The sequence below is a fragment of the Methylomusa anaerophila genome (assembly GCF_003966895.1).
Lineage (GTDB): Bacteria > Bacillota > Negativicutes > Sporomusales > Sporomusaceae > Methylomusa > Methylomusa anaerophila.
The window spans coordinates 3,773,024-3,798,626 of record NZ_AP018449.1; the positions used below are offsets into that span (position 1 = coordinate 3,773,024).

Below are 25,603 nucleotides of genomic sequence, written 5' to 3' on the forward strand. Positions count from 1 at the left end.
CACACAATCAACAATTCGACAATTCTTTGAAGCAGAATAATAAGATGTATTTAGGCCAAGAAAGTTGGCGGTTGATGCAAGCCAATACCTAATAAATCTGAACCTCACTGCGGAGGAGCAGTTGTGAATTTTGGCAGCAACTGACGTAGGACTGCGTTATGGTCAAAGAGTGGGTGACGGTGGTCACTAATCAGGGTGGTACCGCGAGAATACTCGTCCCTGGCTATAAGCCAAGGGGCTTTTTTAGTTAATTTGAGGGGGCTCTGCATACAATGGATGAAAGATATGTTCCACGGGAGATCGAAGCCAAGTGGCAAAAACGGTGGGTAGAGCAAAATGCATTTAGCACTGCCATCAACCGCCAGCGGCCTGAATATTATGTTCTGGAGATGTTCCCCTATCCGTCTGGGAATCTACATATGGGCCATGTACGAAATTATTCGATTGGTGATGTAATTGCCAGGTTCAAAGTGATGCAAGGATATAATGTTCTGCATCCAATGGGATGGGATGCTTTTGGTATGCCGGCGGAAAACGCCGCTATTAAACACGGTATTCATCCCTCGGCTTGGACATGGGACAACATTGCCAATATGCGCCGCCAACAACAGGAACTTGGTTTATCATATGACTGGGACCGAGAAGTAGCAACCTGTCATCCGGACTATTACCGCTGGACCCAATGGCTTTTCTTGCTATTTTTCCAGCGGGGTCTTGCATACAAGAAAAAAGCTGCTGTTAACTGGTGCAACGACTGCAATACCGTTTTAGCCAATGAACAGGTAGTGGACGGACGGTGTTGGCGCTGTGACTCAGTTGTTGTTAAAAAGGATTTGGAACAATGGTTCCTAAAGATAACAGAATATGCCGACCGTCTGCTGGCCGACCTGAGTGAGCTTAAAGGATGGCCGGAGCGGGTCAAAATCATGCAGGAAAATTGGATTGGTCGCAGTGAAGGCGCTGAATTTAGTTTTACGATTCCGGACTTGAACGAAAAAATATCAGTGTATACAACTCGCCATGATACTGTTTTTGGTGTCAGTTATATCGTATTGGCTCCTGAGCATCCCCTCGTCAATAGACTGATTGCCGGTAAAGCGGAAGAACCCGTTGTAAGGGCGTTTGTAGAAAAAGTACGGAATATGAGCGATATTAGCCGCACTTCTACCGAAACCGTAAAAGAAGGGGTGTTTACCGGCGCCTATGCCGAGCATCCTTTTACCCGCGACAAAGTGCCGATTTGGGTTGCCAACTATGTACTGGTTGAATATGGTACAGGGGCTGTAATGGGCGTACCTGCTCATGATCAAAGAGACTGGGAGTTTGCATCCAAGTATGGATTGGAGAAAAAGATCGTTATTCAGCCTCAAGGGGTGGAGTTGTCTGTTGAGCAGATGACCGGAGCATACTCTGAACCTGGAATCATCATTAATTCCGGCGAATTTACCGGGATAGACAGTGAATTGGGGAAAACAAAAATAGCAGAATGGCTGGAATCTAAGGGTATCGGTAAGCGGCGAATTAATTACCGTCTAAGAGACTGGCTGGTTTCCCGGCAGAGGTACTGGGGTGCGCCTATACCTATCCTTTACTGTGAGAAATGCGGTACTGTCCCTGTTCCCAAAGATCAATTGCCAGTGATGCTGCCTGAAAACGTCAACTTTTCTGCCGGATCGGTTTCGCCGCTGGCAACGGTTGAAGAATTTGTTAATTGCACCTGCCCGCAATGCGGTGGTAAAGCCAGGCGCGAGACGGATACCATGGATACATTTATTTGCTCTTCCTGGTATTATTTCCGCTACACCAGTCCCCATGAAACGACACAACCCATTGATCCGGACAAGGCCAATTATTGGATGCCTGTTGACCAATACATCGGCGGCATTGAACATGCTATCCTGCACCTGTTGTATTCCCGTTTCTTTACAAAGGTCTTGAAAGACGCCGGATTAATTAACGTAAACGAACCGTTTAAGAATTTGTTAACCCAGGGTATGGTGATTAAAGACGGCGCCAAGATGTCCAAATCGAGGGGGAATGTAGTCTCACCGGAAGATATAATCGCCCGCTACGGTGCGGACACGGCCAGGATGTTTATTCTATTTACCGCTCCCCCTGAGCGGGACCTGGAGTGGAGTGATCAGGGGGTAGAAGGCGCCTACCGGTTTTTAGGTCGGCTATGGCGTATTATTGACCACTATTCCGCTATAGTGAAAGAAGACGCAAGTAGTTGCAATCCTGCGGCGCTAAACAAGGAAGAACGTGAGTTACGCCGTGTTCTTCATCTGACGATTAAAAAAGTAACTGAAGATGTTGGTTTGCGGTTCAATTTTAATACTGCTATCAGCTCAATTATGGAATTGGTGAATGCAATGTATGCTTTAAAAGAGCAGGAGGTCGTTCCGCAGCCCGGACTGGTTCGCGAAGTGATTTCCGGACTTTTGCGCCTGCTAGCTCCGTTTGCTCCCCATATTACGGAAGAACTATGGAGTGAGACTATTGCGGAAGGCAGCGTGCATAAGCAGCAGTGGCCGTCCTTCGATGCAGCCGCCGTGCAAGTGGATGAAGTCGAAATTGTGTTACAGATTAACGGTAAGGTTCGGGAAAAGGTGGTAGTTCCTGTCGGCCTAACTGCTAAAGAGTTGGAAAAAACCGCGCTCTCCCAGGAAAAAGTTCAGGAATTGATCGCTGGCAAGGAAATAGTTAAAGTGGTTTGCGTACCCAAAAAGCTTGTTAATATAGTAATTAAATAGATAAGTAGCCGGTCGGTTTTACGACCGGCTACTTTATATTAAATAGCTGATAAGAAATATTGTTTATAGATATTGACTATATATAACGGATTATTTTATAATTGAAACAACCCCCTCTTTGGGGTAGGGGTAGATAATTATTAGAGTTCTGCGAATACTAATACAAATTAATTTAGGATGGTGACTACAATGAATATTTTGAATATCTCAAATTTATCGCAATTTGACGAAGGCGTTTTGAAGTCCGACAAGGCAGCTCTTGTAGACTTTTGGGCTCCGTGGTGCGGCCCGTGTAAAATGGTTGGGCCGGAGATCGAGAAGGTTGCTGCCGCCTTTCAGAATAAGGCTGTGGTTGCCAAGGTGAATGTTGATGAGCAGCAGGAATTGGCCAGTCGATATAATGTTATGAGCATTCCTACAATGGTAATGTTCAAAAATGGTAAGGAAATTGGCCGGTTTATCGGTTATCGCCCGGCGAAAGATATCAGTGCCGCTTTGGAAAAACATGTCTAAATATTGGTAAAACTCCCGCTGAACCCGGGGGTTGCTTTATTAATTTGTTGTTATTATGGAGAGGGAAGGTATGAGCCTTCCCTCTCGATTCGTGCCATTATTTTTTCCTAAGCTATTTTGCAGGAGCAAAGGCGTCAAATGTCGAATTGCCGTAAAGATTTAGATATAAATTTATCAATTGTGTGTACAGATGCCTGAAAGGGGATAATAGCTAATAATGATTGGATGTACAAAATTGTTGTGCGGCACGGCTACGGTTTCCGATATAGTCAAGTACGGTCGCAGTTCCAGTAAATTACCGCCGCAAATGCTGCAATTTTCTTCGGATACTACGCCGTTGGTTGTGTGGAATATGACTAACCGCTGTAATCTGGCGTGCCGGCATTGTTATATTTGTGCGGAGGACAGGGTCTATGCCGGCGAGCTGACCACTGGGGAGGCCAAAGCTTTTATCGATGATCTTGCGGGGATGAAAGTGCCGGTACTTCTTTTTTCCGGCGGAGAACCCCTGGTACGCAAAGACCTGTTTGAGTTGGGAGCTTATGCTGGGGCAAAAGGGATTCGGCCGGTGATTTCTACTAACGGCACATTAATTACTCCGGAAATTGCCAAACGGATAAAAGAAACCGGTTTTCAGTATGTCGGCGTTAGCTTGGATGGCAATGAAGAAGTTCATGATTATTTCCGGGGGAAAAAGGGCGCATTTGCCGAAGCCCTTACCGGTATCCGGAATTCTTTGGCTGCCGGCAATAAAACAGGTATTCGGTTTACGATTAATAAATTGAATTATCATACGTTATCTAATATTTTAGATATTGTGGAGAAAGAAAAAATTCCCCGTTTCTGTATGTACCATCTGGTGTACGCCGGACGGGGCAAAGAAATGGCGGAGCTTGACACCACGCCGGAACAAAAGCGGCAAACCATAGAATTGTTGATAGAGAGAACTCTGGATTTTCATCAGCGAGGAGTGGAAGTAGAAATTTTAACCACCGATAATCACGCGGATGGAATTTATATTCTGCAATATTTCGAACGGACTCAGCCCGAACGGGTTCCTGAAGTCAAGGAATTGCTGACTATGCACGGAGGCTGTTCCGCCGGGCAAAAAATGGCCAATGTGGACCCCTTGGGCAATGTTCATGCCTGTCAGTTTTGGGGGCATAAAACCTTGGGTAATGTGAAGGAGAAACCGTTTAGTGAAATCTGGCTGAATACGCAAGATGAGTTTTTGCTTAAACTTCGCGAAAAAGCGGGGCATGTTGAAGGACGCTGCAAGGACTGCCGCTATAAAAATCTATGCGGCGGCTGTAGGATACGGGCGGAAGCTGTGTCCGGCAATCTGTGGGGCGAAGACCCCGCATGCTATTTAACCGACTATAAGGAGTAATCACCATGATCATATCTTGGAACACGACGCAACAGTGCAATATCAACTGTATTCATTGCTACCGGGACGCAGGTCCGAAAAGACCTGATGAACTTACTACCGAAGAAGGAAAAAAGCTGCTTAATGAAATAGCCAAGGTAGGATTTAAAATTATGATTTTCAGTGGAGGGGAACCGCTTTTAAGGCAGGATATATATGAACTGATTTCCCACGCTACTTCCATAGGTCTACGGCCGGTAATCGGAACCAATGGCATTATGATTACCGAAGAAGTTGCCGCCAAACTTAAATCCGCCGGTGTTATGACCGTGGGAATTAGCGTAGACAGCGGCAATCCGGAGAAACACGATTGGTTCCGCGGCTATAAAGGTGCCTGGGAACAGACAATGGCCGGCATTGCCGCTTGTCGTCAAGCAGGTCTTCCTTTCCAAATCCACACCACTGTATTGAATTGGAACGAGCATGAGATTACTAAAATTACAGATACAGCGGTGGAGTTGGGAGCTGTTGCCCATCATATATTTTTTCTTGTACCTACGGGCAGAGGAAAAGATATCGAGGATACTACTTTGAAAACTACCCAGTATGAAAACCTTTTAGAACAGATTCTCGATAAACAGGCGCAAGTGCCGATTGAACTGAAACCTACCTGTGCGCCGCAATTTATGCGAATTGCCAAAGAACGTAATATGCAAATGCGTTATACCCGTGGGTGTTTGGCAGGAACCGCTTATTGTGTAATTCTTCCCAATGGAGATGTGCAACCCTGCCCCTATTTGCCTTTGAAAGCGGGCAATGTGCGTCAAACAGATTTTGATATCATATGGCGGGAAAGCCCAATGTTTAACGAGTTAAGGAACCAGCCCTTAAAAGGAGCATGCGGCAGCTGCGGTTTTGATAGTTCGTGCGGCGGGTGTCGCGCAAGAGCTTATTATTATTCGGGCGGGGACTATATGGCTGAGGAGCCGTGGTGTAGCTGTGGCAGGAGTTAATATGTTTATAAAAGATGCGCCAAAATTAAAGGATAATCATTAAAAAAAGCGAATGATTATATTTAAAGAATATTATGGAAAAAATAAAGGGGGGCGACTATGGAAAAGCAAGACACTTTATGGGATTTATTCCAAAAAAAGAACATTAGCCGGCGGAGCTTTTTAAAAACCTGTATTACTATAACCGGTGTCATGGGTTTGGCTCCCGGTATGATATCCGAGGTTATCCGCGCGGCTGAGACAAGACCTCTTACTCCTGTTATTTGGCTGCACGGTCATGAGTGCACAGGCTGTGATGAGGCGTTTATCCGTTCGCAGAGTCCTTTGGCATCGGACCTGCTGTTAAATATGATATCTCTTGAGTACATGGATGTCCTGGGTGCTGCTGCCGGCGAGCCATTGGAACATCACTTAGAAGAAACAATCAAGAAATATGACGGTAATTATCTTCTCATCTTTGAAGGGGCGGTCCCGCTTGCCGAGAATGGAATTTACTGTATGGTAGGCGGAAGACCTATCGCCGAAACGTTAAAGCGTGTGGCTAAAGGAGCGGCTGCAATTATTGAAAATGGCTCCTGTGCTGCTTGGGGTGGAATACAGGCAGCAAGGCCTAACCCCACCAAATCTGTTGCCGTAAGTGAAGCAGTCAGTGGAAAACCCATTGTTAAGGTCCCTGGATGCCCCCCAATTCCCGAGGTATTGACCGCCACCATTATGCATTATGTGCTGTTCGGTCAATTGCCGCCACTGGATAAAGAAGGGCGCCCCAAACAATTTTTTGGCAATCGGATTCACGATACTTGTTATAAGCGACCTTTCTTTGATTCCGGTATGTTTGTTGAGAAATTCGACGATAGTGGAAGTAAAGCAGGCTGGTGCCTTTATAAAGTCGGCTGTCGCGGGCCGGTAGCGTACAATTCCTGTGGTAACATGCGCTGGTGGAATGGTTTGTCTTATCCAATTCAGTCAGGAGCTCCCTGTGTTGCTTGCGGATCAAACAATTTCTGGGATATCGACCCGTTCTATGAACGGCTGCCCAATATACCGGTTCCGAACACAATTGTAAACGCCGACAAAGTTGGCTTTGTTTTAGCCGGAGCAACAACTGCAGGTGTTGTTGCCCACGGTGTGGCGTCCTATATTCAGCATAAAAAGCATGAAGCGAAAGAACAAGCTGAAGCAACCCAGCCGAAACGGGAAGAAGATAGTGAGTAATATTGCAATGAGGCTTGCGAGCTTTTTGTAGTTATGAAGCTATTCATGAAGAATAGGATGGAGGAGGAATCACTTAATGAAACGCATTGTAGTTGACCCGATTAACCGGATTGAGGGGCACCTGCGAGTTGAAATAAAAGTCGATGAAGCCACAGGAAAAGTGGAGGACGCTTTATCCAGCGGAACTGCCTGGCGTGGAATTGAACTAATTGTAAAAGGGCGCGATCCCCGCGATGCCTGGCTATTTGCCCAGCGTATCTGCGGAGTCTGTACCACCGTGCACGCTTTAGGGGCATTGAGGGCAGTGGAGGATGCGTTAAATATTGAGATTCCCAATAATGCCAACTATATCCGTAACATCATTGCCGCCACGCAAACTGTCCATGATCATTTGGTTCATTTCTATCACTTGCATGCCCTGGACTGGGTAAGTCCGGTGGCTGCTCTCAAGGCAGATCCTGCGGCTACAGCTGCTTTACAAAATACCGTACTGGAGAAATATCGCTTGGACATGCCTGGACCGGTTGCTTATAACACCGATGCTTATCCGAAAGATTTTCCTAAGGCTACTACTTTATACTTCAAAGAAGTCCAAAATAAGATACAAAAAATTGTGGATAGCGGTCAACTGGGTATATTTGCCGCTCACTACTGGGATCATCCTGATTATGCGGTATTGCCTGCCGAAGTCCATTTAATGGCGGTTGCTCATTATTTGAACATGCTTGACAAACAGCGCGAGATTGTCATGCCCCATGTCGTTTTTGGAGGAAAGAACCCGCATCCTCACTATATTGTCGGCGGGATGCCTTGCGCTATCTCGATGAACGACATGAATGCCCCCGTTAACAGTGAACGGTTGGCTATTGTTGACAATGCGGTCAATTTGGCCATTAATGTTGTAAATTATTTCTATCTGCCGGATATTTTAGCTATTGGTGATCTTTATGTTAAAGCAGGTTATGTCGATGGTGGCGGTCTTGCCAAAGAGCGGGTGATTGGGTTCGGTGAATTTCCGGAAGGCAAGTATCGGGGAACTACCAGCGGCGACTATCATAAAAATTTATTGCTTCGCAGCAACGGTGTAGTGGAGAATTTCGCTCAGGGTATTGCTCAGGCTGTTTTTTATCCCTTTGAACCCAGTGACCTGACCGACCCGGGGGTTTTGGCGGAGGGCGTCGAGCATTCCTGGTATACTTATCCTGAAGCTGGTAAAGATTTACATCCATGGAGCGGTGTTACCTCCCCGCAATATACCGGGCCGAAAGAAGGTACAAAAACAGAATGGAAATATCTGGACGAAGGGGGCAAATATTCCTGGCTCAAAACGCCAAAGTGGAAAGGCAAGATGGCGGAAGTAGGACCGCTGGCGCGGTACATTATTATCTACACAAAAATTAAAAAGGGTATCATTACAGAGCCGACTTGGGCCGAAAAAATGATTGTTGATCAAATTGAGGCTGTTTCGAAATTAATCAATTTACCCCCGGAAAAATGGCTGCCTACCACAGTTGGCCGGACAGCTGCCCGTGCTCTGGATGCGCAACTTAACGCATATATTAACAAATATTTCTTTGATAAACTCATAAACAATATCAAAGCCGGCGATACAACTGTGGCCAACACTGACAAGTGGGATCCTTCAACCTGGCCGGCGGAATCTAAGGGCGTAGGGCTTCATGAAGCGCCCCGCGGCGCCCTGAGCCATTGGGTAGTAATAAAAAATGGCAAGATAGAAAACTATCAAGCGGTAGTACCTTCCACTTGGAATGCCTGCCCGCGTGACAGTAATGCCGGGTATGGAGCTTATGAAGCAAGTATGATTGATACTCATGTAAAGGTTGCCGAAAACCCGCTGGAAATATTGCGGGTGATCCATTCCTTTGATCCTTGCCTTGCTTGCGCCACCCATTTATATAATAACGAAGGCAAAGAAATTGCGGTAGTTCGCACCGACCCATATTTATAATATAAGAGTCGCCTTGGCATCTTAGGAAAGGGGGAGTTCAGCAAATGCGACAGGGTGCAATGCAAGATTATTATATATTCAGCCCTTGGATCCGTATATACCATTGGGTGATGGTAGCATGTATCCTCGTTCTGTTCTTTACCGGTTTATATATTGGCAATCCGTTTTTTATCGGCACTCAAGGCCTTGAACCAACATTTGGGGTGAATAACTGGCTGTCCATGGAAAATATTAGATTTATCCATTTTGTAGCAGCCTATACGCTGGTAGCGTCTTTAATCCTAAGAATTTATGGTTTTATCGTGAATAGAGGTGACCGGTTGCTGCCAAGACCGTGGAGCAAATTATATTGGACCGGTATGATTGATACCCAAATGCATTATATGTTTCTTCGTTCCAAGCATCGCCCCTATTTGCGCAACTCTTTGGCCAGGTCGGGATATTTGGCAGTCTATTTTATGATCCTTATTGAGATTATAACTGGTTTTGCTATGTATTATATGGTTGAACCAAACCGTTTTCTGGCTAAAATTTTCGGTCCGCTCAATAATTGGTTGATTAACGAATATGTTGTGCATCTCATTCACCATTTTGTCGCCTGGTTTATTATGCTGTTTGCCATCGTCCATGTGTATATGGCGGTAAGAGCAGACCTTATAGAAAAAAGCGGGGAGGTATCCGCCATGATTTCCGGAGTAAAGTACATGGGGGAGGAGCCGGCAGATATTGAGGATATTTGTGATGCCAGGCTTAAGCAAAATCGCTGACGTGGTACTTTATTTTAAAGAACAAAACGAATCGCGGCGGATGCAGGGTTCGCGGCAGGCTACGGAGGCCATAAAGTATAAGGGAGAACTCTAGCGATGGAACAAATAACTGTGCTAGGAATCGGCAATATTTTGATGCAAGACGAAGGTTTCGGCGTCCGGGTAGTGGAAGAATTGGTGAAACGCTTTCGATTCCCTGAAAACGTGCAAGTGTTGGACGGCGGTACTCTTGGTATGGGGCTTTTAAATTTTTTGGCCGGAACAACAAGGCTTGTTGTCTTGGATGCAATTAACGGAAATAATCCTCCGGGAACTTTTTATGATATAAGCAACGAGCAGGTAAAAGCATATTTTACGCATAAGGTTTCGCTGCACGAGCTTGGTATTCAGGACGTTTTAGCTACTTTGGAGGTGCTGGAAAAGCCAATTACAGAGGTTGTTGTTCTTGGCGTCCAGCCGGCTGTTGTTGATGTTGGGCTTGAGCTAACGGCAACGGTTGTCCCAGGTATTGAACAAGCTGTTAATAAAACGCTGGCATATTTAGCTAATTGGCAGGTTAAGGTTGAAGCAAATGAATAAGAATATTTTCGCTGTAAGCAATAATTGCAAGGCTGTATTGGTAGAAATCGCAGCAGCCCTTGAACGCCTTCTTAATGAAAATGGGGAAGACCACACAATATTCATTGACAAAATGGGTTTAACCCAAGAAGAACGTCAAGCTATAAAAAACTTGTTAGGAACCGGCGACGTGCGGATTCACTTTGAAGGTACGGCTGAGCCTGCTGAATGGCTGGAAAGCGGAATTGCGGGGGTTTGGTTTGGAGTCTATTATGACCCCAACCGGCGACCGCTTTTAGAAACAATCGAAATCTGCCGCTTTCCTCAAGTTGCGGCAGCGCAAAAATCAGATATAAGTGCTGCCAGGGAAAGATTGAAAACTAATTTGTAAATGTGTAGCCGCAGTAGTGTTTCAACTCCTGTAGGATAATCACCATTATTTTGTACATACTATCTTCTGGAACATGAAGGAGGTGAACAAATAATGGATGTTTTGCCAGGAGTAAAATGCTCAGTACAAAACTGTAGATTCTGGGAGAATGGACATCGCTGCTCTGCTTCGGCAATTGAGGTTAATGTGGATGGCGGTGGAGCAAATGCACGGCAGAGTGAACAGACGAATTGTCGTACATTTCAACTTAAGTAGCTCGATAAAACCCGGATATCCGGGTTTTATCGTTTTATGAATGACGCCTGCTAACCTTCTCATACATTATTATTAATAATGGGAGGGATGCAAATGGATTATAAAAACTTATACGTGATAATAACTCTTAAGGACCAACCGGGGCAGTTTCCGGTTGAAGGATGGCGGCTTAATCCCAAGTCCATGCATAAGGAACTATTAATTACATTATTCGAACAAAAGATATGGGTAGACAGTCATCAAGTGAGACTTCGCAGAGGAGCAGGGACGACTTTTTGTTGGAACGAGTATAATCAGGGGGAGTATGTTACGTTAAACGATCAAAATGTTGTTTGCCCTGAATGCGGTTGGTGGATATGCCACAAATGTGGTTCTTGCAGATGCAATAAACCCCAAAAATAAATAAAATATTAGCAGGAATTTTTAATAACAATGAGAATTTTATATAATCTATACTAATACTAATGATTTAAAGACTAAAGGGGTGGTGAACATACTGCGGGGAGTAAGGGGAGCTACAACTGTTATAAACAATGATCGACAGGAAATATCGGTACGGGTAATAGAATTATTGAATGAAATAGTCAAAGAAAATGGTTTGGAGAAGGAAGATATCGCAGCGGCTATTTTTAGTTCCACCCCTGATTTGAATGCCGGTTTTCCTGCTGTAGGCGCCAGAATGCTTGGCTGGAATGAGGTTCCTCTGTTCGGTACACAGGAGGTCGAATGTCCCGATGCATTACCGCGCTGTATTCGGGTCCTCATACTGTGGAATACGGACCGCAACCAAAATCAAATTAAGCATATCTATTTGCACCATGCTGTTGCTTTGCGACAAGATATTGCTGACCAACCGGTATAAGACACGGCAGGCTGAATAAAGTAAAGTAGTAACCCGCCTTAGACTTTGTGCCTAAGACGGGTTTAACTTTTTTCGCCGGAGTTTATTCATAAATATTAATAATATTATACGTCGAATCCCGCTCAACCGGAATTCGACCGGTCTGTTTAATCATTTGAATCATAGTATCGACAGATAAGGTTTGTCCGGAATTTGCTCCTGCGGCATGAGTTATTTTTTCTTCATTTACCGTGCCGTCAATATCATTGGCGCCAAATCCCAAAGCAAGTTGCGCGATTGATACTGTAAGCATTACCCAGTAGGCTTTAATATTTTTAAAGTTATCCAACATCAGGCGGGCTATAGCCATCATCTTCAAATCTTCCCAGGAAGATACTCTCTGCACCCGTTCTTCCAGACACGTATTAGCCGGATGAAACGGAAGTCCGATATATGTTTGGAAACCGCCGGTTTCATCCTGTAGCGAACGGAGGGCAATTAAATGATCGATACGTTCTTCAAGTGTTTCAATATGCCCATATAGCATACTCGCATTGCTCCGAATGCCAAGGCTATGGGCAATGCGGGCAACTTCCAGCCATTCTCCTGCGCTTGCTTTGTTCGGACAAACTTCCCGGCGGACTCGTTCACTAAAAATTTCAGCGCCTCCTCCGGGCATAGAACCCAATCCGGCAGATTTAAGAGTCTGCAAAATCTTAGCAATGGATAGGCCGGATATTTTGGCAAAGTGACATATTTCAACACCTGTAAAGGCTTTAAGGTGAAGGTGGGGAAATGTTTCGTGTAAAGTTTTAATAATATCTACATAATATTCGAAAGGCCACTTGGGGTGTAAACCACTTACAATATGAAGTTCTCTAAGCTTCTCATCTTTCGCCGCATGCTTGGCTATCGACAATATTTTTTCTTTGGTCATTGCATAAGCCTTGGAACTTGTGTCATCACAGCCGAATGCACAAAACTTACAGCGCGCGGTGCAGATATTCGTCAAATTGATGTGCCGATTGATATTGAAATATACATAATCACCGGCAAGACGTTGTCTGGCCAAATTGGCTAAGTATCCAAGCCAGGCTAGATCGTTACAGGCGGCTAAAGCCAATCCTTCCTCTCGGCTTAAGCGAGTTCCTGTTGTTACTTTATCAGCAATATCATCATACGATGTATTTCGGGTTTTATTAGCCAATCTTCGGACACTCCCTTTCGCGCATAATTTCGCTAGTAATGCTATTTTTCCTGCTTATTTGATCTATATTAATAGATAATAGAGTTCCGGTGATTGTTTGATAATGATGGATTATGCGGGAATTCATTGACCGCGGGAAATGTTAGGTAATAATTAGGTAGTGGAGGAGGATGACAATACTTTGCCAACAAAACTAATCTCGATTGTAGTACCGGTATTTAATGAACAGGACAATGTCGATAATTTCTACCGGGAAGTCATGAAAGTAATGGAACCGCTGCCGTATAAACTCGAATTAATTTTTATTGACGATGGTTCCTATGATGCCACGCCGGCGATTTTAGACCGGCTTGTGCATCAGGATAAAAGGGTAAGGGCCTTGATTCTGGCCCGCAATTTTGGTCATCAGGTAGCTTTAACATGCGGCTTGGATCATGCGGCAGGAGATGCTGTTATTACCATGGATGGCGATATGCAGCATCCGCCTGAAATGTTGCCTCTTCTCGTATCCAAGTGGGAAGAGGGTTTTGAAGTGGTACAGACAATTCGCATTAACACGGAAGGAGTCTCTTGGTTTAAAAGTTTTACATCCGGGATTTATTACAAATTAATGAATGCCATGTCCAATGTGAGGATAAGCGCGGGAGGGTCGGATTTCCGCTTATTGGACAAGCAGGTAGTAGAAAGCTTTCGTCGTTTCAACGAAAGAGCCAGGTTTATCAGAGGCATGATCAGCGCTATCGGCTATCGCCAAACCAAGCTTGAATTTGTTGCCCCGAAACGATTTGCCGGACAATCTAAATTTTCGCTTCAAAAAATGCTGCATTTCGCATTAGACGGTATTACTGCCTATTCTAAGACGCCCTTGCGTTTTGCGTTTTATATCGGCGTATTGCTAGGTCTGATTAGCGTTGGGCTTACTTTGCACGTATTATATATCAAACTGTTTACCGATGAGGCAGTTCCCGGCTGGGCAACTATTTCGGCCAGTATATTGCTATTAGGCGGATTACAACTGGTTGGACTGGGAATCATAGGTGAATATGTCGGGCGCATATTTGAAGAGGTGAAACAACGTCCTCTCTATTGGCTGAGGGCGGATCTTAGACAAACAAGCGACAAACAAGAATAATTTGTAAATTTTTTTTTGATTCCGGCAGGATTTTTGACAATTAGACCGAAAAAATATCAATGGAATGTTTAAAGAGCGTTTAAAAAGCCGAATCCAGCTCAGGTACGGGGGAACCAAAGTTTGGGGTGAAACTTGCGATTTTAGCAATCGCGCGTAGGGTGCCTGCAACCCTAACCCGTCAGCTAACCTCGGAGGCAGCGAGAGGAGAAGATAATTGCATAAGGTTTTTGGGTTCATTGTTTTTTGTTTTTTCTTTGGGGCTATTTCTTTTGCCCATGCTGCCGGCACATACCAAAGTGGTGACCAAGGACCCGAAGTTGCCGCAATTCAGACCCAGTTAAATAATTTAGGCTATAAAGCGGGTAATGTGGATGGAGATTTTGGGGAGTTGACCACCAATGCTGTTAAAGCTTTTCAGAAGGCACGGGGAATAGAAGCGGATGGCATTGTCAGCGCAGAAACCTATCGAGCCCTTATAGGGCGTGAAATGCCGGTGAGTCGTGGGGATGGTTCCACCTCGGGGTTGCGCCGTGTCGTTCAAACAGCTTTACGTTATGTTGGGGTGCCGTATGCTTTTGGCGGGACGACTCCTAACGGATTTGATTGTTCAGGGTTTGCCCGGTTTGTTTTCGCCCAAATCGGTATATATCTGCCACGGATGGCTGATGAACAGTTTGCGATTGGCCGCACTGTATCTTACCAAAACCTTCAGCCGGGCGACATGGTTTATTTTTCCACCTATACTTCTGGACCGTCGCATAGCGGCATTTATATAGGAGAGGGAAAGTTCATAAGTGCTACCACCAGCCGTGGTGTGGCGATTGACAGCCTGGACAGCAGTTACTGGGGGCCGCGTTATGTTGGTGCCCGCCGTGTAATGTAATATTTTGTGGAAGGCGATAAGCCTTCCGTTTTTATTTCAGGATCAGAAAGTATAACTCTCCCATGCCAGAGATTGGGAGGCAGAACGGACACTGATACAAAAAACATTGTTGGCGGTTGATGAATTAACCGGATTTGTTATCGCCTGCGCTTTGGTCCGTCCAGACAAAAGCCTTGAAAATCTTGAGATAAAATCATAATGAAGAAAATGAAGGATAAGGCATTCGCTCGTGCGGTAAACCGTGAGACTATTATTGCGAGTGCTGATGCTATAAATATTGATTTAAAAGAACATATTGAATTTGTGACCAAGGCTTTAGCGCAGCAGTCAAACAACCCAAATTTCAGGAGTTACCCTTAATTGGCCAATAGCGGGCAACAGCACAGATGGCGTTTTGAATCGGTTTCTACATAGAAAAGAAAAGCAGCAGGAACTACTAAATTGGTAGCAGCCTGCTGCTTTCTATTATTTTATTATATAAAAATAAATTCTATATATAGAGCATAAAGATTAGTAAGGATGAATTAAGGGAGAGAGATGATGGGAAATCAAGTTCTGGAAAAACTCACCATTAATCTTTATGACCCATGTGTCCAGGAAAAGCTATACAACTACTTGCTACACCTTTTAGGCAAACAAGAAGGTCTAAGCATTAGGCCGATTGTAGCCTTGTGTATTGGTTCAGACCGATATACCGGGGATGCGCTGGGGCCTCTTATCGGCTCATATCTAGAGGAGACAATAAATTGCAATATATTTGGAACCTTGGAGCATCCTGTTCACGCCGGTAATTTTATCGAGACTCTAAATATCATAGATCGCAGATACCATCATCCATTAATCATCGCCACTGATGCTTGTTTAGGAAAAAGTCACGAAATAGGCAATATTGAAATATGGCAAGGAGGATTGACCGCAGGAATTGCGGTAGGGAATCGTCTGCCTACCGTTGGCCACATATCAATTATCGGCGTTGTGAACTCACGCAGCCAGATCGGCTATCTGGACTTGCAAAGCACCCCGCTCTCGAAAGTGATGAGATTAAGTAAAGTCATTGGTGAAGCGCTTGCCAAGACAATTCATGTAGTTAATCAAGTTAATCACGTAGCGATTCCAAGTTGTAAATGATTCAATCTTATTCCTCAGGGAACAACCTGTCCCAGATCATATATAATACTACAAGTATACTGGCAAAAACGATGCCTAAGTCTCCTATAAACTGTTCCATTGTCCAACCACACTCCCTAATCTATCTGCTTGGATTATAATTTAGTTGATATTGGAATGCAATACAATTTTTTTCTGCCAGGCACATTTAGCCGCCATCTCCCATAAAATGAATCGACAAGTTTTCGGGGAGGGGGTTAGCTAATGGGTCTTTCTTTTTTAATGGTGCTAACAGCTTCGGTTTTAAAGGGGATTACTTTATTAGTATCCTACATCGCCAATAACACGTTTCCTTTGCCGCTTTCCGAAAAAGAAGAGCAGATATACTTATCCCGTCTGAGAGAAGGAGATGAGGATGCCAGGAATGTTCTAATTGAGCGTAATCTAAGACTGGTGGCTCATATAGTGAAAAAATTTGATAATACAGGGGAGGATATTGACGATCTTATCTCCATAGGAACGATTGGATTAATCAAAGCCATCAATACGTTTGATCCGGCAAAAAAGATCCGCCTTGCGACTTATGCGGCACGATGCATAGAGAACGAAATATTAATGCATCTTAGAAGTACCAGGCGGATTCGCACGGAAGTAAGTCTTTACGACCCCATTGGAGTTGACAAAGAGGGAAACGAGATTACACTTATCGATGTTCTGGGTACTGCGCCGGATGTTGTGGGCGAAGCAGTGGAAAACTTATGTGAACATGAAAGATTAAACAAAGAAATACATCGTTTAACCGCTCGTGAGAAATGGGTGCTGGAAATGCGTTTTGGTATTCCGGATGGAAGTAGAAAAACCCAGCGTGATATTGCAAAGATGCTTGGCATTTCCAGATCATATGTATCCAGAATAGAAAAGCATGCCATTCACAAATTGGGTAAAACTTTGTCGATTGATGGCAATAAATAAAATATCTTGGAATAGCTATAATATGTCTCCAGAGATCGTTAAATGGATAGGAAGCCTTACAAAAGCCGGGTTTAAAATTATTCTGGTGTCAAACAGCGGGGTTGAAATACGCTTTTTAGATAAGCATAGTCAGGCCGTTCCCCGCGAAGATACTTGGCTAATTCCTTTGCTTTCTTTTTAGCTGAAATCCGCTTTTCCGTCATGCAATTATACCCTCTTCCAGCAGAAGGCGTTCATTCATGTTCAGCTTAAACGAGCCATAAGGGTTGATGTGTGCATAAATAAGTGGATTTAACTTGGCATGCATATCTAACGAAGGATGAATTTGATAAGCTGATTACAAAATATACTGAGCAAGCTGAAGAGATTTACAGTTACTCAATAATTGAGGATGACTATGTTCTTGTGCCATATACAAAATTCGGGTTGGCTCCCTATGCGAATGATTTAACAAGATATTTAGAAGCGCATGAGGTTTGCTATGGCAATACTCCATCAGTATCTATCGAAGGTTTTACAAGGGTATTTTGTAAAAGATGGGAACGATATGCCAGTAAAATCACATTAGAAGATGAGATAAACATATTTGAAAGCGCTTACTTTCAACATAGCATTCACGATCTTATGAGGTTATATGCTCCGGAAAATACGATAATTATTGAACATTTAAAGAGGCTCATACGGGAGGTTGAAGAATTAAACCAGTGCTATTCTACCTTACGCAAGCTGATGTCAAAAAAACTCTTTTACAGACGTGGAAGGACAGGACTACACCGGATAAAAACGCACTAAACCGGGCTATTAGATTTGTTGAGGATTCTCAATATGGTAGAGTCAATAGTTTATCGGGAGTGGATGGCGCTATCCGATTCTGGGAAGACAGAAAGACAATTGAGTTTGAGGCAATACGTGAGTTACCGTTAAATTCATTTGTAATTGACAACTCGGATTATGATTGGGATGTGGTATTTGATAATGTAATAAGTATTTTGGGGGTCTAGGGTCTGCTGATAATTATGCAAACTGGTAGGTCTGAGCTTTTCCAGATGAACTGGAAGTACCACAATAAATCCCGGCCCAAATCGAAGATAACTTCCCTAAGTTTGTGGTTAGCATGGATGATGTCGATATGTCCCAAAAGGGAATTATACATTTGAATATCAAAGATTTTTTGTTGAATACCTGGTAGAGATAAGCCGCCAATCCTAATGTTAGGATCAGCGGCTTAAACTTTGGGGTAAACCGCTTGACAAAGCATATATATCAGGATAATATAAAATTATATTTTAGATTTGCCTAAAAATATTAAAAAAGGAAGGCAAACCGTTATGTATATCAAACGGAAAATAGAAGATACGATACTAAAGACCTCAAAGACATTTCCCGTATTGCTTTTAACGGGACCAAGACAATCTGGCAAGACTACGTTATTGGAACAACTTTCGGATAGCGACAGGAAGTATGTTACTCTTGACGACCCTGCCGACCGTATATTTGCCAAAGAAGAACCACAGGCTTTCTTAGAACGGTATACCCCTCCGGTTATCATTGACGAGATTCAATATGTGCCTGAACTCCTGCCTTACATTAAGATTGCAGTCGATAGAAATAAAAATAATGGCAGCTACTGGCTGACTGGCTCACAGATGTTTCATATGATGAAAAACGTATCCGAAAGCCTTGCCGGACGTGTCGGAATAGTAAACTTATTTGGACTTTCCGGTAATGAAATTACAGGCAATCTTTTTGGTGCATATACGAGCGACAAGGACGAACTCACAAAAAGAATCAATACAGCAGAACCTATGACATTGGTTGAAGTTTTTAAACGCATTCACAAGGGGGGGATGCCAAGGCTTTACGAGCAGCCAGACGTAGATTTAGGCAAATACTTTTCTTCCTATGTCCAAACTTATATAAGCCGTGATATTAGAGAACTTACACAAGTTGCTGATGAGCTTGCTTTCTATCGTTTTATATGTGTTGTGGCGGCAAGGACGGGTTCTATGGTGAACTATGAAGTGTTGGCAAAAGAAACGGAAATTTCAGCGCCTACGGCTAAACAGTGGCTGTCTATATTAGTTTCTTCCGGCATCATAATATTGATAGAACCGTACCATAACAACGCCCTGAAGCGTGTGGTTAAATCGCCCCGCATGTATTTTGTGGATACAGGTCTGGCGGCGCACCTGACCCGCTGGGGCAGCCCTGATGTGTTGGAATCAGGGGCAATGGCAGGGGCGTTCTTTGAGACCTATGTTGTTTCGGAAATATATAAAAGTTTTATCAATTTGGGACAACAACCGCCGCTGTTTTTTTACAGGGATAGCAATACCAAAGAAATTGATTTGATTATTTGGCAAGATGGTACTCTTTATCCCATTGAGATCAAAAAGAGTTCCAATCCATCAGGAGCAACCAAAAATTTCAATGCGCTTAACCCTGTCACAAACGAAAAGAATTTCGATGAAATGTCAAGGCACTTAAAAATGAAAATCGGAACAGGGAGCGTTATTTGTCTTGCAAACAATTTACGTCCTGTCCAAGGCTCAAAAGGAGATAATTGGGTTGTGCCGGTGTGGCTAATATAAATGCAAAAAAATACACCGTTTAACCGCTCGTGAGAAGTGGGTGCTGGAAATGCGTTTCGGTATTCCGGATGGAAGTAGAAAAACCTAGCGTGATATTGCAAAATGCTTGGCATTTCCAGATCATATGTATCCAGGATAGAAAAAGCATGCCATTCACAAATTGAGTAAAACTTTGTCCATTGATGGCAATAATACGTAGTGAACCCGCCTAGCTTTAACTGGACATCAAAACTTCGGTGGGGATTCCACCCCACCGAAGCAGCAAATAGGTTTTTTATCATATGCAACGGTACTTCTATATGGAATCCAAAAATGATTTTCTATTAATCGTAATGCTAGGAACGCTTCGACGCTGCCGCTTAACCTACGCTTATCCTAGCATTACGATTGTAAATCATTTTTGAAAACTATATAGCAGTGGGAGTCTTGGAATTAAGATGAAAATTTGGTGACTGCCCAAAAAGCAGTCATTTATTATTTATCATTTGTAATGATAACCGGCTTGTATTTTCTTAAGGTAATGGTCATGATAAAATGTATATTATAAAGATTACTGCGGGGGTGCATTATTGTACTATCTACTTGCGCCTAATGAACAGGTCAATAGTTTGGGAGACATTAATATCATAAATCTTGGGGAAAAGGGTATCTGTGGTATTATTCTGGATTTGGATAATACTATCATACCTTGGAATAGCTATAATATGTCGCCGGAGATCGTTAAATGGATAGGAAGCCTTACAGAAGCCGGGTTTAAAATTATTCTGGTGTCAAACAGCGGGTTAAAAAGAGTTGGTGAAATTGCGCTAAAACTTCAGATTCCCTATGTTGCCCAAGCATATAAGCCTGCCAAGTTGGGTTTTTATAAAGCTGCAACCCTTATGGGACTGGATGTTTCTCAAGTAGCTGTAGTGGGGGATCAGTTGTTTACCGATATATTTGGCGGCAACCGCACGGGGTTCTATACAATATGGGTGAAACCATTGTCTACTAAAGAATTCCTGGGCACCAAAATTACCCGTTATTTTGAAAAACTAGCTGTGCGCTTTTTACGGGCCAGAGGGTTTTTAAACTGATTGTGTTGACGCCTGTAACAGCGCTTGGACAAAAGTTAGTAACTTTCGATGCTATACAGGCGGGGCGCATCAAGCTTCATCGTTGTGTCCTTCGAGCCTCAGCAAGTTGCGGATGCTGCAAAAAAAGTTCTGGCGAGTTTGAGTTAATGATTACTTGACTATCTAACTATCCATATAGTATAATTATTTTTGTTGCCAATGAACCAATGCTTTATTAAAAGTATTCCATATTGACATATGATTTGTCCATAATATATACTGTATACTACGATTGTATGCGGCCCTGTGGTGTAGCGGTCTAACATGCCGCCCTGTCACGGCGGAGATCGACGGTTCAAATCCGTTCAGGGTCGCCATTGATTTTTTCTTGTCATTGATCAGCCTTGCGGCTGATTATAAATGCCTAGATGCGAGGCGCGATGAGGACCGTAGCGGAGGCGTACTGGTAGGTACGTTGAGCAACGGACCGCAAGAGCAACGAAGCAGATGGGCGTTTAGAATCTGACGCAACTTGCCTCGGTAGCTCAGTCGGTAGAGCAGAGGACTGAAAATCCTCGTGTCGGCAGTTCGATTCTGCCCTGAGGCACCATAAAATGCGGAAGTAGCTCAGCGGTAGAGCATCGCCTTGCCAAGGCGAGGGTCGCGAGTTCGAATCTCGTTTTCCGCTCCAAACATAAGGCGGCATAGCCAAGTGGTAAGGCAGAGGTCTGCAAAACCTTTACTCCCCAGTTCAAATCTGGGTGCCGCCTCCATAAATATCATGGCATGTATGCAGATTACCAAATGCCACGAACTGCTTAGAAATTGCCAGATGCTAGGCGCGATGAGGACCGGAACGGAGGCGTACTGGTTGGTACGTTGAAGTGAGGACCGCAGGAGCAACGACGCAGATGGCGGTTTATAGGCAGTTCCCAACTTACAGAGAATAGTAATATTATGCCGGGGTGGCGGAACTGGCAGACGCAACGGACTTAAAATCCGTCGGAAAGAAATTTCCGTACCGGTTCGATTCCGGTCCTCGGCACCAAAATTCATCATTTCCAATTTGGGCCTTACATAGACAACCAAGCTTAGTGGATATGGTTGGTTTTATCCGCTAAGCTTGGTTCCATTTTCATGTCGATCACCTCCGTATTCATATATTTCCCCAAAGGAGGGAAAGGATTAGCTTATTGCAGTAATTTATCTGACAATAATTGCATTATAAAAAGCCATGCATATCTGCTATAATCTATACATAACTAATTTATATCTTCAATAGGAAAGGAATGATGGAGTGAAGAAACTCTTTGAATTTAAGTATTTAGCTGTTGTTATTTTAATAATAGGAATAGCATTGACCGCCGGCTGCGGCGGAGGGTCTGACGCCCAGCGTATTTTAGGATTGTCTGCGGAGCAGGTAGTGCATACCTTTTACGACTCCGCTAAAGAAAATCGTATGAATGAAGCCAAGCTCTATGTTTCTCCTGCTTCGATTGGCGATACGCAAACAGTGCTTAAATATGTTACCGGCCAAACAGCGTCAACCGTAAAGAACTCTAATTTGTTGTCGGTTAAGCAGGTTGCGCAAGCAGGCAACTATGCGGTAATTGTTGCAACCCTGCAGGAACAAAATTCATTAAATGTATCAGTTAAACCTGTCGGTTTGGAAAAAATTGATGGTGAGTGGTATATTGTAGATTATGACCAAATTTTTAAAAATCTGAAGTATCAGGCTTTGGCTCAGCTTATGAGTAACATTAAGTAATTCCATATTCATAAAAATAAGGCGCCTGTAGAATGGGCGCCTTATTTTTTTTGAAAAAAGCTACACGAGCGAGGCGGCTTGAATACGCACATTTTGAAATATAATGCCCTAATACCGCTCTATTTGGAGGATTTTGGGATACTATGACGAAGGTTAGACATACACAAGTGAGGTGTATAGGAGTGGACGGACTTAAGAAAAAATTGATTGTAATTCTTGTATTAGCCGGAGTCATACTGGGTTATAGTTTTTATAATTATGTACAAAAATCATCAGTAACGGAAATTGCTCCCGTTGAGCAGACTAACCAAGCTGACAATGCTGACAATGTAAATACAAGTGCAAACGACACTGTGATTTACGTCAGCGGAGCCGTTAATAAGCCGGGAGTATTCAAAATTTCTGCCGGCAGCAGGGTGCTGGATGCCATTAATACGGCAGGGGGATTGGCTCCGGCAGCGGATGCTGCAAAAGTGAACATGGCTTTATTGGTTAAAGATGAGATGCATATTCATGTGCCTCTGCTCAACAACATTGACTCAGGCGTAGCAACAGCAAGCGCCAAAGATGGAAGCTCAGGCAATCTTATTAACATTAATCTGGCAGACAAAAATGAGCTGGACAAGTTGCCGGGAATTGGTCCGGCTTTAGCTGACAGGATAATCGAGTATCGCAACGCAAATGGCCAATTCAAGGAACCAAGCGATATCAAAAAAGTTTCGGGAGTCGGTGAATCCAAATACAATCAGATTAAAGATAAAATTACCATATAGCATATAGACTGAATAAATAAATATAAAAAGAGTAGAAAAGATTATGCATAATCTGATTATCATTGCTGCTTTGGCTTTTACCACAGGAATATGGACTGCCGGCATGCGTGACTGGTCACTTAGTTTTCTTTACTTACTAGCATTCATCGTTTTATCAATGGGAATATGGGGAATGTGGTCCATTAATTTTAAACCGCAACGCATTATAGGAGTTATTGCCGCCCTTTTTTTTATTTTAGGCATGATTTGCGCCGTTCACGATGCTGCTTTGCCGCCTATGGATGTCAGTCGCTATACGGATAGCGTTCTTAAAATCGAAGGTACTATAGACGAAATCCCGGAGTTAATTCGGGTTGATGATTCTCGTATATTGGCCAAATATATAGTAAAAATAAAAAAGCTCCCAGACGCATCCCCTGACTTACAAGCCGTTGGCAAGATACGATTAAATGTACTCTTTAAGGAGGACCACGAACCTGTCGCATTCGCTAAGTTTGGCGATTATATCACCGCCCGCGGCAAATTGTTAAAGCTGCATGGTTACAACAATCCGGGACAGATTGACGTAGTTACATCAATGAAACGCCAAGGAATTACGGCCAAGATGACAGTGCAGAGTTCGAATTTTGGTATTGTAAGCCGAAATGAGACAGAATATTCATTAAAGCAGGAACTTGCCGATTGGCGGGAAAAAATCACTGCCGTGATGCACAACGTTATCCCCGAAAATGACAGCGGAATTTTATCAGGCATGATTTTTGGCGGCTATAAAGGAATTCGGCGCGATGTGCTCGATGATTTTGCCACTACCGGAATGGTCCACATTCTATCAGTTTCCGGCGCCCATATTGCTATTGTTGCCGCCGCGCTGGGATGGCTGGGGCGAACCTTGCGATTACCCAATATACTTACGATCTTTATAATAACTTGCGGCATTATTTTCTATTCGCTGATAAGCGGGCTGACCCCGCCTGTAATTCGTTCGGCAATCATGGGAATTGTAGCGCTAGGGGCGGTACTAGTCAGAAGGGAAAGGTACTCACCTGCAATCTTAGCTTTAACAGGCTTGCTAATGCTGGCCTACCAGCCGCTTCTGATATATGACATAAGTTTTCAGTTGTCTTTTAGCGCAACAGCCGGACTGGTTTTTCTTTATCAGCGGACACTGGATCAATTAGCGTGGATGCCAGAATACCTGGCTTGTCCACTATCTGTTACTATTGCAGCGCAACTAGGATCGCTGCCGTTTATGGCTTGGTATTTTAATAACTTTTCCCTTGTTTCTTTTGTTGCCAATATTGCTTTATTACCCATCATTGAGTTCTCTCTGATTCTGGGGTTGATAGCGGCACTGTGTTGTTTCATAGTACCTGCGGCAGCCGGCATACTGTTTGTGGTTTGCAGCTTATTAATCGGTATCGTGATTTACTTTGCAAAACTGCTGTCCGGTATACCCGGGGGTGTTCAATATCTACCTTCCATCGGATTAATTGACGGTTTATTATACTATGTGGTAATAGCCTGGCTATATGGGTATATAACCGGTACTGTTCCGGGAAAAGCTGGATTGCGGGAGTGTTCGCGGTTAAGTTCTGATACTGCCAAAAAACTTTGTATAACTGCTTTAATCATACTAATAATTCTATCTCCACAAATTTATAGGGGATATTCAGGGCCGGTTACAATACATTTTATTGACGTAGGTCAGGGAGACGCAACCCTGATCATTACGCCCAAAGGCCGGGGAATCCTAGTTGACACCGGGGGAACTATGGGAGAAAACAACGGTTTTGATATTGGCGAGAAAGTTGTATATCCTTACCTTAAGCATTATGGGCTTAATTCCCTTGAATTTCTTATATTAACTCATGGTCATCAGGATCATGCCGGCGGCGCTGCCGGCATAGCAGCCAACATGCCGATAAAAAACATTATAGTCTCCAGAGAGGTTTATACGCCGGCAACGCGTATGTTATTGCGCCAAGGAGCAGGCAGTGTAGTAATTCCGGCTTATACGGGACAATCATTCTATCTTGACGGGGTTGCAATTATTGTGGAGCAGGCGGAAGAGCGCACAGACAATGGCCAAAATCAAAGTAATGAGACATCTAATATTATTAGAGTTGTTTATGGAGAACATAGTGTTTTAATAACCGGTGATATGGGGCAGCAAGGGGAAAGATCGTACATAGCGGCGAAAAGAGAACCAAGTACTATTTTGAAAATCGGCCATCACGGCGCCAAAACTTCAAGTTCGGAAGAATTCTTGAAGGTTGTATCGCCACAGTATGCTATAATATCGGTAGGTTACGCCAATCGCTTTGGTCATCCCCATCGGGAGACGTTAAAACGGCTTAGTGACAGAAACCTAAAAGTGTATCGCACCGATTTAAATGGCGCAGTGGTATTTGAAACCGACGGGAAGAACATTCAAGTAGAGACTTTTAAATAATTACATTTTTATTGAATGG

24 protein-coding genes, 5 tRNA genes, 1 riboswitch and 1 other annotated feature are annotated in these 25,603 nt (G+C 43.6%); of the genes, 27 read left to right on the forward strand and 2 right to left on the reverse strand.

Translation table 11 applies throughout. The annotated features are described in order from the left end of the window. Positions 1 to 17: 17 nt before the first annotated feature. Positions 18 to 224 (forward strand) — a binding site (T-box leader). A gap of 48 nt (positions 225 to 272) precedes the next feature. The 11 genes from leuS to aroH all read left to right on the forward strand — a co-directional run bounded on the left by leuS (position 273) and on the right by aroH (position 11,665). After that, the gene (leuS, locus tag MAMMFC1_RS16950; RefSeq protein ID WP_126309671.1) at positions 273 to 2,753 is read left to right on the forward strand and encodes a leucine--tRNA ligase; all 2,481 of its coding nucleotides are present in this window, start codon (positions 273 to 275) and stop codon (positions 2,751 to 2,753) included. Positions 2,754 to 2,942: 189 nt separating this feature from the next. Then, positions 2,943 to 3,266 carry a thioredoxin gene (gene trxA / locus MAMMFC1_RS16955; RefSeq protein ID WP_126309672.1) on the forward strand — a complete coding sequence of 108 codons (324 nt, stop codon included), beginning with the start codon at positions 2,943 to 2,945 and terminating at the stop codon, positions 3,264 to 3,266. A gap of 217 nt (positions 3,267 to 3,483) precedes the next feature. Next, positions 3,484 to 4,656 carry a radical SAM/SPASM domain-containing protein gene (locus MAMMFC1_RS16960; RefSeq protein WP_126309673.1) on the forward strand — a complete coding sequence of 391 codons (1,173 nt, stop codon included), beginning with the start codon at positions 3,484 to 3,486 and terminating at the stop codon, positions 4,654 to 4,656. Between the two features lie 5 nt (positions 4,657 to 4,661). Then, positions 4,662 to 5,648, forward strand: coding sequence for a putative heme d1 biosynthesis radical SAM protein NirJ2 (gene nirJ2, locus MAMMFC1_RS16965; protein WP_126309674.1), 987 nt, complete (start codon positions 4,662 to 4,664; stop codon positions 5,646 to 5,648). A gap of 99 nt (positions 5,649 to 5,747) precedes the next feature. After that, positions 5,748 to 6,863: a hydrogenase small subunit gene (locus MAMMFC1_RS16970; protein WP_126309675.1), complete on the forward strand. Its 1,116-nt coding sequence runs from the start codon at positions 5,748 to 5,750 to the stop codon at positions 6,861 to 6,863. A gap of 76 nt (positions 6,864 to 6,939) precedes the next feature. Further along, on the forward strand, positions 6,940 to 8,832 hold the full coding sequence (locus tag MAMMFC1_RS16975; RefSeq protein WP_126309676.1) for a nickel-dependent hydrogenase large subunit: 1,893 nt from the start codon (positions 6,940 to 6,942) through the stop codon (positions 8,830 to 8,832). 44 nt (positions 8,833 to 8,876) lie between these two features. Further along, entirely contained in the window at positions 8,877 to 9,599 is a 723-nt protein-coding gene (gene cybH, locus MAMMFC1_RS16980) for a Ni/Fe-hydrogenase, b-type cytochrome subunit (RefSeq protein WP_126309677.1), read from the forward strand. A 96-nt stretch (positions 9,600 to 9,695) separates the two neighbouring features. After that, positions 9,696 to 10,178 (forward strand): HyaD/HybD family hydrogenase maturation endopeptidase, encoded by a 483-nt coding sequence (locus MAMMFC1_RS16985; RefSeq protein WP_126309678.1) that lies wholly within the window; start codon positions 9,696 to 9,698, stop codon positions 10,176 to 10,178. Next, complete coding sequence (locus tag MAMMFC1_RS16990) at positions 10,171 to 10,548, forward strand: hydrogenase expression/formation C-terminal domain-containing protein (protein WP_126309679.1); 378 nt, start codon at positions 10,171 to 10,173, stop codon at positions 10,546 to 10,548. Before MAMMFC1_RS16985 ends, MAMMFC1_RS16990 begins: the two co-directional genes overlap by 8 nt. A 93-nt stretch (positions 10,549 to 10,641) precedes the next feature. Continuing rightward, positions 10,642 to 10,803, forward strand: coding sequence for a DUF1540 domain-containing protein (locus tag MAMMFC1_RS16995; RefSeq protein WP_126309680.1), 162 nt, complete (start codon positions 10,642 to 10,644; stop codon positions 10,801 to 10,803). 487 nt (positions 10,804 to 11,290) lie between these two features. After that, on the forward strand, positions 11,291 to 11,665 hold the full coding sequence (aroH, locus tag MAMMFC1_RS17000; RefSeq protein ID WP_324332177.1) for a chorismate mutase: 375 nt from the start codon (positions 11,291 to 11,293) through the stop codon (positions 11,663 to 11,665). An 82-nt stretch (positions 11,666 to 11,747) separates the two neighbouring features. Here aroH and mqnE read toward each other — a convergent pair whose 3' ends face one another. Next, positions 11,748 to 12,851, reverse strand: coding sequence for an aminofutalosine synthase MqnE (gene mqnE, locus MAMMFC1_RS17005; protein WP_408631215.1), 1,104 nt, complete (start codon positions 12,849 to 12,851; stop codon positions 11,748 to 11,750). Between the two features lie 181 nt (positions 12,852 to 13,032). On the opposite strand from mqnE, the gene MAMMFC1_RS17010 reads away from it, so the two are divergent. The 5 genes from MAMMFC1_RS17010 (at position 13,033) to sigK (ending at position 16,945) form a co-directional block, all read left to right on the forward strand. Beyond that, positions 13,033 to 13,983, forward strand: a complete 951-nt coding sequence (locus MAMMFC1_RS17010; RefSeq protein WP_126309681.1) for a glycosyltransferase family 2 protein — start codon at positions 13,033 to 13,035, stop codon at positions 13,981 to 13,983. A 75-nt stretch (positions 13,984 to 14,058) separates the two neighbouring features. Next, positions 14,059 to 14,195, forward strand: a riboswitch (cyclic di-AMP (ydaO/yuaA leader). A 50-nt stretch (positions 14,196 to 14,245) separates the two neighbouring features. Beyond that, entirely contained in the window at positions 14,246 to 14,866 is a 621-nt protein-coding gene (locus tag MAMMFC1_RS17015) for a C40 family peptidase (protein ID WP_232035826.1), read from the forward strand. A 198-nt stretch (positions 14,867 to 15,064) separates the two neighbouring features. Beyond that, positions 15,065 to 15,226 carry a hypothetical protein gene (locus MAMMFC1_RS22475; RefSeq protein ID WP_232035494.1) on the forward strand — a complete coding sequence of 54 codons (162 nt, stop codon included), beginning with the start codon at positions 15,065 to 15,067 and terminating at the stop codon, positions 15,224 to 15,226. 180 nt (positions 15,227 to 15,406) lie between these two features. Beyond that, positions 15,407 to 15,994 (forward strand): spore protease YyaC, encoded by a 588-nt coding sequence (gene yyaC, locus MAMMFC1_RS17025; protein ID WP_126309683.1) that lies wholly within the window; start codon positions 15,407 to 15,409, stop codon positions 15,992 to 15,994. Positions 15,995 to 16,237: 243 nt separating this feature from the next. Next, on the forward strand, positions 16,238 to 16,945 hold the full coding sequence (sigK, locus tag MAMMFC1_RS17030; protein WP_126309684.1) for an RNA polymerase sporulation sigma factor SigK: 708 nt from the start codon (positions 16,238 to 16,240) through the stop codon (positions 16,943 to 16,945). Positions 16,946 to 17,022: 77 nt separating this feature from the next. On the opposite strand, the gene MAMMFC1_RS22745 is transcribed toward sigK, so the two are convergent. Further along, positions 17,023 to 17,148: a hypothetical protein gene (locus MAMMFC1_RS22745; protein WP_269471847.1), complete on the reverse strand. Its 126-nt coding sequence runs from the start codon at positions 17,146 to 17,148 to the stop codon at positions 17,023 to 17,025. A gap of 82 nt (positions 17,149 to 17,230) precedes the next feature. Here MAMMFC1_RS22745 and MAMMFC1_RS17040 point away from each other — a divergent pair, with 82 nt between their 5' ends. The 11 genes from MAMMFC1_RS17040 to MAMMFC1_RS17095 all read left to right on the forward strand — a co-directional run bounded on the left by MAMMFC1_RS17040 (position 17,231) and on the right by MAMMFC1_RS17095 (position 25,584). Then, on the forward strand, positions 17,231 to 17,737 hold the full coding sequence (locus MAMMFC1_RS17040; RefSeq protein WP_126309685.1) for a P-loop NTPase family protein: 507 nt from the start codon (positions 17,231 to 17,233) through the stop codon (positions 17,735 to 17,737). 536 nt (positions 17,738 to 18,273) lie between these two features. Then, positions 18,274 to 19,536 (forward strand): ATP-binding protein, encoded by a 1,263-nt coding sequence (locus tag MAMMFC1_RS17045; RefSeq protein WP_126309686.1) that lies wholly within the window; start codon positions 18,274 to 18,276, stop codon positions 19,534 to 19,536. 569 nt (positions 19,537 to 20,105) lie between these two features. Further along, a complete protein-coding gene (locus MAMMFC1_RS17055; RefSeq protein ID WP_126309687.1) occupies positions 20,106 to 20,612 on the forward strand; it encodes a YqeG family HAD IIIA-type phosphatase in 507 nt (168 codons plus the stop codon). A gap of 279 nt (positions 20,613 to 20,891) precedes the next feature. Continuing rightward, positions 20,892 to 20,968: transfer RNA gene (locus MAMMFC1_RS17060), tRNA-Asp, on the forward strand. A gap of 157 nt (positions 20,969 to 21,125) precedes the next feature. After that, positions 21,126 to 21,201 (forward strand) — tRNA-Phe (locus tag MAMMFC1_RS17065). 6 nt (positions 21,202 to 21,207) lie between these two features. Then, positions 21,208 to 21,282, forward strand: a tRNA-Gly gene (locus MAMMFC1_RS17070). Positions 21,283 to 21,289: 7 nt separating this feature from the next. Then, positions 21,290 to 21,364: transfer RNA gene (locus MAMMFC1_RS17075), tRNA-Cys, on the forward strand. Between the two features lie 186 nt (positions 21,365 to 21,550). After that, positions 21,551 to 21,639 (forward strand) — tRNA-Leu (locus MAMMFC1_RS17080). 249 nt (positions 21,640 to 21,888) lie between these two features. Next, on the forward strand, positions 21,889 to 22,359 hold the full coding sequence (locus MAMMFC1_RS17085; protein ID WP_126309688.1) for a hypothetical protein: 471 nt from the start codon (positions 21,889 to 21,891) through the stop codon (positions 22,357 to 22,359). A 143-nt stretch (positions 22,360 to 22,502) separates the two neighbouring features. Then, a complete protein-coding gene (locus tag MAMMFC1_RS17090) occupies positions 22,503 to 23,132 on the forward strand; it encodes a helix-hairpin-helix domain-containing protein (RefSeq protein WP_232035495.1) in 630 nt (209 codons plus the stop codon). A gap of 43 nt (positions 23,133 to 23,175) precedes the next feature. After that, on the forward strand, positions 23,176 to 25,584 hold the full coding sequence (locus tag MAMMFC1_RS17095; RefSeq protein ID WP_126309689.1) for a DNA internalization-related competence protein ComEC/Rec2: 2,409 nt from the start codon (positions 23,176 to 23,178) through the stop codon (positions 25,582 to 25,584). Positions 25,585 to 25,603 lie beyond the last annotated feature (19 nt).

Bases quoted from the DNA above. Each gene is read 5' to 3' on its own strand.
- leuS (WP_126309671.1), top strand. From the start codon at position 273: ATGGATGAAAGATATGTTCCACGGGAGATCGAAGCCAAGTGGCAAAAA.
- trxA (WP_126309672.1), top strand. From the start codon at position 2,943: ATGAATATTTTGAATATCTCAAATTTATCGCAATTTGACGAAGGCGTT.
- MAMMFC1_RS16960 (WP_126309673.1), top strand. From the start codon at position 3,484: ATGATTGGATGTACAAAATTGTTGTGCGGCACGGCTACGGTTTCCGAT.
- nirJ2 (WP_126309674.1), top strand. From the start codon at position 4,662: ATGATCATATCTTGGAACACGACGCAACAGTGCAATATCAACTGTATT.
- MAMMFC1_RS16970 (WP_126309675.1), top strand. From the start codon at position 5,748: ATGGAAAAGCAAGACACTTTATGGGATTTATTCCAAAAAAAGAACATT.
- MAMMFC1_RS16975 (WP_126309676.1), top strand. From the start codon at position 6,940: ATGAAACGCATTGTAGTTGACCCGATTAACCGGATTGAGGGGCACCTG.
- cybH (WP_126309677.1), top strand. From the start codon at position 8,877: ATGCGACAGGGTGCAATGCAAGATTATTATATATTCAGCCCTTGGATC.
- MAMMFC1_RS16985 (WP_126309678.1), top strand. From the start codon at position 9,696: ATGGAACAAATAACTGTGCTAGGAATCGGCAATATTTTGATGCAAGAC.
- MAMMFC1_RS16990 (WP_126309679.1), top strand. From the start codon at position 10,171: ATGAATAAGAATATTTTCGCTGTAAGCAATAATTGCAAGGCTGTATTG.
- MAMMFC1_RS16995 (WP_126309680.1), top strand. From the start codon at position 10,642: ATGGATGTTTTGCCAGGAGTAAAATGCTCAGTACAAAACTGTAGATTC.
- MAMMFC1_RS22475 (WP_232035494.1), top strand. From the start codon at position 15,065: ATGAAGAAAATGAAGGATAAGGCATTCGCTCGTGCGGTAAACCGTGAG.
- yyaC (WP_126309683.1), top strand. From the start codon at position 15,407: ATGGGAAATCAAGTTCTGGAAAAACTCACCATTAATCTTTATGACCCA.
- sigK (WP_126309684.1), top strand. From the start codon at position 16,238: ATGGGTCTTTCTTTTTTAATGGTGCTAACAGCTTCGGTTTTAAAGGGG.
- MAMMFC1_RS22745 (WP_269471847.1), bottom strand. From the start codon at position 17,148: ATGACGGAAAAGCGGATTTCAGCTAAAAAGAAAGCAAAGGAATTAGCC.
- MAMMFC1_RS17045 (WP_126309686.1), top strand. From the start codon at position 18,274: ATGTATATCAAACGGAAAATAGAAGATACGATACTAAAGACCTCAAAG.
- MAMMFC1_RS17090 (WP_232035495.1), top strand. From the start codon at position 22,503: ATGACGAAGGTTAGACATACACAAGTGAGGTGTATAGGAGTGGACGGA.
- MAMMFC1_RS17095 (WP_126309689.1), top strand. From the start codon at position 23,176: ATGCATAATCTGATTATCATTGCTGCTTTGGCTTTTACCACAGGAATA.